We start from the raw sequence: 6,713 nt of genomic DNA, 5'->3' as shown, positions 1-6,713 counted from the left end.
CGTCCCAGGTGTCGCGCGGCGCCCGGGCGCATCCCGCGTCCGCCGTTGGCCAGCGCCGCGAGCGCTCGCGCGGCAACCGCCGCGCCCACCCGGCCTCCGCCATTGGCCGCGAGCGCACGCCCCGGGGTGACGACGCGCCCCGGCGGCGCGTCACGCGCGTGCGCCGGCTGCCACCGGGCGTCATCGTCACGGGGGCCCTCATCGGCGCCACCCGCCCGGGCTTCGCCTCCGCGCGGCCCGCCCAGCGGGTGATGCGCGAGCCGGAGGACACGGTGCCGCTGCTGGTGCGCATGGGCGTGCAGGGGGACTTGCTGGGCGACGCCGGGGCCATGGGGCTCTTCATGGCCATGGACGGCCGCCGCCTCGGCCTGGACACGCGCATCACCGGCATGACGCTGCCCGCGACGGATGGCTCGGAGGCCACCGACCGCATCACCTTGCTGAGCGCGCATGCCTCCGCGGCGCTGTGGGCGGGCGCGCGGGGCCGGCTGCGGCTGGAGGGCGGCTTCGCCAGCGCGCATGCGCCGAGCATCCTCTTCGTGGGCCCCAGCTTCGCCGCGTCCGCGGAGGCCTGCATCGGCGCCTCGCCAGTGGACATCGAGGCGCGCATCCAGGCGGTGCCGTTCCCGCACCGTCAGGTGGATGCCCAGGCCGGCCTGGCCCTGCACGCGGGCGCGCTCAACCTGCGCGGTGGCTGGCGCGCGCTCTACCTCAACGATGCCGGGCACACGAACGGGGAGGAGCAAGTCGAGCGGCTCACCGGCCCGTACCTGGGGCTGGGCCTCACGTTCTGACGCGTCCAGTGGTACTGGCCGGAGCCCCTGTCTCACGGGCCCCAGCCAGCCCTCCGTCACGCGTTACTCGTCGGACGCGGCGGCCATGGGCGCAGAACCGCCGCCCAGCTCACCTCCCAGCTCCGCCACGTTGGACGTCGCCGGGCCGGTGCCGCGCTTGCTGGTGCCGCGCCGCTTGGGCGGAGGCGCCAGCCGCGGCTGCGTGCCGAACAGGCGCTCGTACGTCTCCGGCGTGTTGATGTTCACCACCACGCCCGGGTCCTTCACCGGCACGCGGCGCACCTTCATCGCCGCCAGCGCGGGCTCCAGTTGCGGGCCGTCCGCGGCGCGCAGCCGCTCCGCCCCGCTCCGGGAGAGCACCAGCGGCCAGCCGGGCGCGCCCTCGAACTCCGGCCGCAGCAGCTCATCCGCGTCTTGCGCCATCTTCAGGAGCGACTTGAGCGTGGACGCGCGCAGCGCCGGCATGTCCACCGGATGCAGCAACACCACGTCCGCGCCCGCCTCCAGCGCGGCCTCCAGCCCCGCCTTTATCGACAGGAGGGGCCCCTCCTGCCACCGCTCCGCTTCCACCAGCTCCATTCCCGGATGCTGCTCGCGCACCGCCTCGGAGTCCTTCCCCACCACGCCGAGCACCATGGAACCCGCCTTGCCAAAGGTGGATGCCAGGGACTGGAGGAAGCTCTTGCCTCCCTCATGCTCGATAAGCGCCTTGGGGTGGCCCATCCGCCGGGCCTCACCCGCAGCGAGGATGATCGCCACTGCCTTCATGCCAGCCTCCTCCGCCCCCATGAATGAACGTCGCAGGCCCGGGGGCCTCCGCTCAAAGGCTGCGGCGTCCGCGTGGGATTGCAGCCCACCCCTGGGTCCCAGCCGTCAGCCAGACGCCAGTCACTCCGGACGGGTGTTCGCTGGATGAGCATCCGGCCAGGCGCTCCGTCCGCCATCCGTCACCCGAAACGCCGGGCCCCGTCGTGGGGCTCCCCGAGCGGCGCCGTGGGCCCCAGCGGCACCACGCGCGTGGCTCAATCAACTGTCCCATGGCGGACGCCTCCCCGCGCTCAACGTGTCCATCCTCGCAGCCAGGTGCACCCTCTCCGGCGCGGGTTTCCGCTCCCAGGCCGGGTCCGCCGGACGCGGCGTGCGCAGGGGCGGGCTCTCTTCTGACGCCGCTGAAACCTTGCACCGCCAGACACCTGCGCACACCGGGGCGCCTTGAGGCGCACCCTGGGCGTCTGGCTACGGTGGCCCCCGTTCAGCCACTCGGGAGGTCTCGACATGACGGAGTCCACGCAGCACGGCCAGGCACCGCACGGACGGCCCTGGGTGCCCTGGCTGGTGACGGCGCTGGTGGTGCTGATGTCGGGCGGGATGATGTACCTGGCGCACCGCGGGACGAGCCGGGCCGAGGCGCTGGCGGAGCAGTCCCGCCAGGCCGCCATGGACGCCGCCACGCGGGCGCGGGACGCGGAGACCGCGCGGCTGCAACTGGAGCAGAAGCTGGCGACGCTGGAAGCCGAGCGCACCCAGCTCGCCACGGAGAAGGAGCAGCTCAGCTCGGAGAAGGAGCAGCTCAGCCAGACGGTGCAGGAGCAGGAGGCGGAGCTGGCGAAGCTGAAGGCCACCTACGACGACCTGCAGGACAAGATGAAGGCGGAGATCGCCGACGGCGCCATCCGCCTGTCCCAGGTCGAGGGCCGCATCCAGGTGGACCTGGTGGACAAGGTGCTGTTCGACTCCGGCGACGCGAGCATCAGCGCGCGCGGCCAGGAGGTGCTGACGCGGCTGGGCAGCGTGCTGGCCAAGGTGGAGGACAAGTCCATCCAGGTGTCGGGCCACACGGATGACTCGCCCCCGTCGCAGAAGCTGCAGAGCACCTTCCCTTCCAACTGGGAGCTGTCGGTGGCGCGCGCGGTGAACGTGGTGCGCTTCCTCCAGGACACCGGCGGCGTGCCCGCGCGGCGGCTGGTGGCGGCGGGCTATGGGCAGATGCGGCCGGTGTCCACCAACGCGACCCCGCTGGGCCGCGCGCGCAACCGGCGCATCGAGGTGCTCCTCATGCCGGACCTGCCCGCCAAGCGCACGCCGGCCGCGGCCGTCCAGCGCGCGCTCGCGGGTGGCACCGCGACCAAGGCCCAGGCGAAGCCCGCGCGCGGGGCGAAGTAGCCCCGCGCCGGCGGGTGGCGCCTTGTTCGCTACTGCTTCTTCACCGACTCCAGCAGCTTGCGGAAGGACTTCTCCGAAGCGGCCACCGTCTTCTCCGGGCCCGTCAGCTTGAAGAAGACGGCGCCCTGGGCGCCCTCGACGATGGCGCCCAGCAGCCGGAAGCCGGGCTTGGGCGTGGAGGGGCCCATCATCGGCCCGCCGCCCGTGTACGTGCCCTTCACGTCCACCGTCGTCAGCGGCAGGCCGTTGAGCTTCTCCGCCTTCGTCTTCGCCTCCTTCGTGATGGGCTTGCCGTCCGCCGTCTGGAACTGGCCCACCCAGCGCTTCACGTTGGCGTCCACCGCGCCGCCCTGCCCCGGGCCAAAGTAGAAGACGGCCAGCTCCGCGCCCTCCGTGTCCCCCTTGGCCGCGGGGAGCTTGTACGTCGCCGCGCGCATCGGCCGGGGCCCCTGCACCGCCCAGTCCGCGGGCGCCGTCCACGTCAAGCCCCCCGCGTCCTCCGCATGCGCCACCACGGCAACCGCCACCACCAGCACACCCAATAGTCGGTTCATGCGCGGCAGCGTAACCGCCCGGGGCCCACTGCGCAGCGTGTCAACGACCGCCCGTCTCACCACCCCGCACGCGCCATCACAAGTGACACAACGCGTCAAGTCCCTTGTCTTCCTGCCAACCCAGGGACGTGGTACGCCACGAACGTTTCCAGTCCAGTCATCCAACCCAGGACTTGGAGGGGGTTGTACCCATGAGAAAGGTGTTGTTCCTCGGGGCTATTGCCCTGGGCGCCTCGGCCTGTACTCCCGACATCGCCCAGGACCCGCCGCGGAGCGCCGAAGACTCCGTCGTCGCGGAGTTCGATCCGACCGGGTCCCCGCCCGTCGTCCCGTCGCCCAACGACCTGGCCATCGTCAACGGCCTGGTCAACGCGCCCATCAACCCGCAGGCGCCCGCCGCGGAGCAGGAGTTCACGCGCGACTACGTGAACACGCTCAACGGCTTCCCCACCACCGTCACCGCGACCACCCGGATCCAAGGCCTGGAGGCGGGGACGGTCAACACGAACACGGTGAAGATCATCGACGTGTACGCGGGCACGCCGCTGGCGAAGCCGGCGACGCCCAGCTACATCGGGTACAACGAGGAGACCAACCTCGTCACCATCATCCCCCCGCTGCCCGGGGGTTGGCCCAAGGGTGGCCGCTACGCGGTGGCCATCATCGGCGGTGAGAACGGCGTGAAGACGACGGCCGGCAAGCCGGTCATCCCGTCCGCCACGTGGGCCTTCGCCAGCTCCACCGAGTCGCTGGTCACCTGCGACGACCTGCAGGCCCCCGACTGTCAGACGGCCACCGAGCTCATCCCCTCCACGGTGACGGAGCCCGCCGCCCGCCTGGCGGACCAGACGGCCAGCGCCCTGCGGCTGGAGCAGCTGCGCCGCGGCTACGCGCCCATCCTGAACCTGGTGTCCGAGCAGTTCAGCGTGAAGCGCGAGGACATCGTCCTCCTGTGGACCTTCAGCATCATGGACCACCCGGAGGCCACCTTCGACCCGAACGCCAGCGTCATCCCCTTCCCCAATGACCTGCTGCGCGTGCCGGCCACGGAGACGACCCTGGCTCACCTGAACCTGCCCCTGCCCCCCGAGGCGGGCCCCGCGCAGAGCCTCATCGCGGGCCTCAACACGCTGGACGGCTGGTCCACCACCGCACCCATCGTGTCGGAGAACGGCGCGACCCGCGGCCCCATTGACCCGGGCTCCCTGCTGGACGCCAACACGGTGCGGCTGAAGATTGGCTTCGCGCCGGACGCCGAGGGCACCGAGGATGACGCGAAGACCACGCTGCGCTTCGTCAAGCTGACCCGCCCCACCGAGGGCACCCACCCGCAGGTGAAGGTGTGCTTCAACTGCGAGCCCGTCGTGGAGGGCCTGACGCCGGCGCCGAACTCGCCGCAGCAGCTCCAGATTGTCCCGGAGGTGCCGCTGGACGAGGCCACCCAGTACGGCGTGGTGATGCTGCGTGGCATGAAGGACACGCTGGGCCGCACCGTGGCGCCCACCGCCGCGCAGGCGCTGATGCGCATGGCCAGCCCGCTGGTGGACGCCAACGGCAAGAGCCAGGTGGCCGCCGTGCCGGACGACCTCGCCGTGCGGTTGGAGCCGGCGCGTCTGGGCATGAAGCCGCTGTTCGACGGCCTGGAGGCCGCGGGCATTCCGCGCAAGGACATCAACCTGGCCTGGGCCTTCACCACCCAGAGCACCCGCTCCATCCTCGAGGTGCTGAACGGCGCCCCCACGCAGGTGCCAGCCGACCCCGTCTACCTGGTGGACCAGACGGCCACCATCAAGGGCACGATGGAGGCCCTGACGCTGGACAACGACGCGGTGGGCCGCGTCTTCATCGGCGCGTACCACTCGCCCTTCCTCCTGGATGACGCGCAGGGCACGCTCAACCGCGCCACGCCCCGCATCGACCGCGTGCCGTTCATGCTCTTCACGCCCGCCGGCACGGCGCCCGCGGACGGCTACCCGGTGGTCGTCTTCGGACACGGCCTGACGGGCAACCGCACCAACATCATGACGGTGGCCAACAACTTCAACGCGGCGGGCTACGCCGTGGCGGCCATCGACACCGTGTTCCACGGTGAGCGCGCCAGCTGCGCCGGCATCAGCCAGGCGTCCCCGGTCGTCATCGACGAGAACCGCGACGGCACGCCCGAGTACGTCTTCACCACGCCGGACGAGGCCTGCGATGACGGCGACACCTGCGACGTGACGGCGGGCAGCCCCACCTTCGGCCGCTGCGTGTCCAGCAACCAGCCCGTGTGCAACGTGGCGCCGGACGCCTCGCCGCACGGTGACCTGTTCTGCTCCAGCCAGGGCCTGGGCCGCTGCGTGGCCGCGCCTGGCAGCCCCACCGGCACCTGCGAGGGCGGCGACTTCGCCCGTCCTGGCCCCACCCAGCCGCCGTACGTCTCCGGCGCGGGCTTCCTGAACCTGGTCAACCTGTTCGCCACCCGCGACAACTTCCGCCACCACGTGGTGGACTTCGCCCAGTTCGTGCGCGCGCTGGACACCGACAGCCTCAACGGCCGCCTGGCCGGCGCGGGCGCCGGGACGCTGAACACCAGCCAGTTCAACTACGTGGGCCAGAGCCTGGGCGGCATCCAGGGCGTCCTGTCCGCCTCCGTGTCCCCCGTCGTGGGCCGCACGGCGCTCAACGCGGTGGGCGGTGACCTGGTGGACATCCTCCTGACGGCCACCGACCCGACGTTCGTGCAGTACCGCACGGGCTTCTTCAACTCCCTGGCCAGCATCGGCCGCACCCCGGGCACGCCTGAGTTCTACGAGTTCATCACCCTGGCGCGCACCATCCTGGACCCGGCCTCGCCCCGCAACTACGGCAAGTACCTGGAGAACGCGCCGTCCGCGCCCGCCAACCGCGAGGCGTTCATCCAGTACATCCAGGGGGACCTGGTCATGCCCAACGCGGTGACGGAGGGCCTCATCAACGCGGCCAACCACCCGCTGGTCAACGCCTCCACGCCTCGCACGGTGCAGTCGTACCTGGCGGACGTGCAGGGCCTGCCGGCGAACGTGCGTCACGCGTTCTTCGGCATCGTGGACCCCTCGCAGGACCCCGGCTCGGCGACCAGCCAGTTCCTCCGGTCCGTGCGCAATACCGCCCAGAACCAGGTCATCGAGTTCCTGAACACGGGCACCGCGCCCACGCCGTAACGGCCTCAAGAGAGAGAACG

5 protein-coding genes are annotated in these 6,713 nt (G+C 71.6%); 3 read left to right on the top strand and 2 right to left on the bottom strand.

Annotated features, from left to right (window positions below; translation table 11 throughout):
* A partial coding sequence (locus tag HV824_RS23370; protein WP_176424248.1) for a hypothetical protein occupies nt 1-794 on the top strand: 794 nt, incomplete at its 5' end.
* 63 nt (nt 795-857) lie between these two features.
* On the opposite strand, the gene HV824_RS23365 is transcribed toward HV824_RS23370, so the two are convergent.
* Nucleotides 858-1,562 (bottom strand): NTP transferase domain-containing protein, encoded by a 705-nt coding sequence (locus tag HV824_RS23365; protein ID WP_176420081.1) that lies wholly within the window; start codon nt 1,560-1,562, stop codon nt 858-860.
* 507 nt (nt 1,563-2,069) lie between these two features.
* Between HV824_RS23365 and HV824_RS23360 the strand changes: the two genes are divergently transcribed.
* Complete coding sequence (locus tag HV824_RS23360) at nt 2,070-2,957, top strand: OmpA family protein (RefSeq protein WP_176424247.1); 888 nt, start codon at nt 2,070-2,072, stop codon at nt 2,955-2,957.
* Between the two features lie 29 nt (nt 2,958-2,986).
* Here HV824_RS23360 and HV824_RS23355 read toward each other — a convergent pair whose 3' ends face one another.
* Nucleotides 2,987-3,511 carry a hypothetical protein gene (locus HV824_RS23355; protein ID WP_255208275.1) on the bottom strand — a complete coding sequence of 175 codons (525 nt, stop codon included), beginning with the start codon at nt 3,509-3,511 and terminating at the stop codon, nt 2,987-2,989.
* A gap of 191 nt (nt 3,512-3,702) precedes the next feature.
* Between HV824_RS23355 and HV824_RS23350 the strand changes: the two genes are divergently transcribed.
* Nucleotides 3,703-6,693, top strand: a complete 2,991-nt coding sequence (locus HV824_RS23350; protein WP_217917662.1) for a hypothetical protein — start codon at nt 3,703-3,705, stop codon at nt 6,691-6,693.
* Nucleotides 6,694-6,713: the final 20 nt, after the last annotated feature.

The organism is Myxococcus sp. AM009 (genome assembly GCF_013372605.1).
GTDB classification, from domain to species: domain Bacteria; phylum Myxococcota; class Myxococcia; order Myxococcales; family Myxococcaceae; genus Myxococcus; species Myxococcus vastator.
This window is presented reverse-complemented; position numbering and strand designations above follow the sequence as displayed.

What these genes read in the sequence shown, in the direction of transcription:
- HV824_RS23350 (WP_217917662.1), top strand. Translation starts at nt 3,703, where the DNA reads ATGAGAAAGGTGTTGTTCCTCGGGGCTATTGCCCTGGGCGCCTCGGCC.
- HV824_RS23355 (WP_255208275.1), bottom strand. Translation starts at nt 3,511, where the DNA reads ATGAACCGACTATTGGGTGTGCTGGTGGTGGCGGTTGCCGTGGTGGCG.
- HV824_RS23365 (WP_176420081.1), bottom strand. Translation starts at nt 1,562, where the DNA reads ATGAAGGCAGTGGCGATCATCCTCGCTGCGGGTGAGGCCCGGCGGATG.
- HV824_RS23360 (WP_176424247.1), top strand. Translation starts at nt 2,070, where the DNA reads ATGACGGAGTCCACGCAGCACGGCCAGGCACCGCACGGACGGCCCTGG.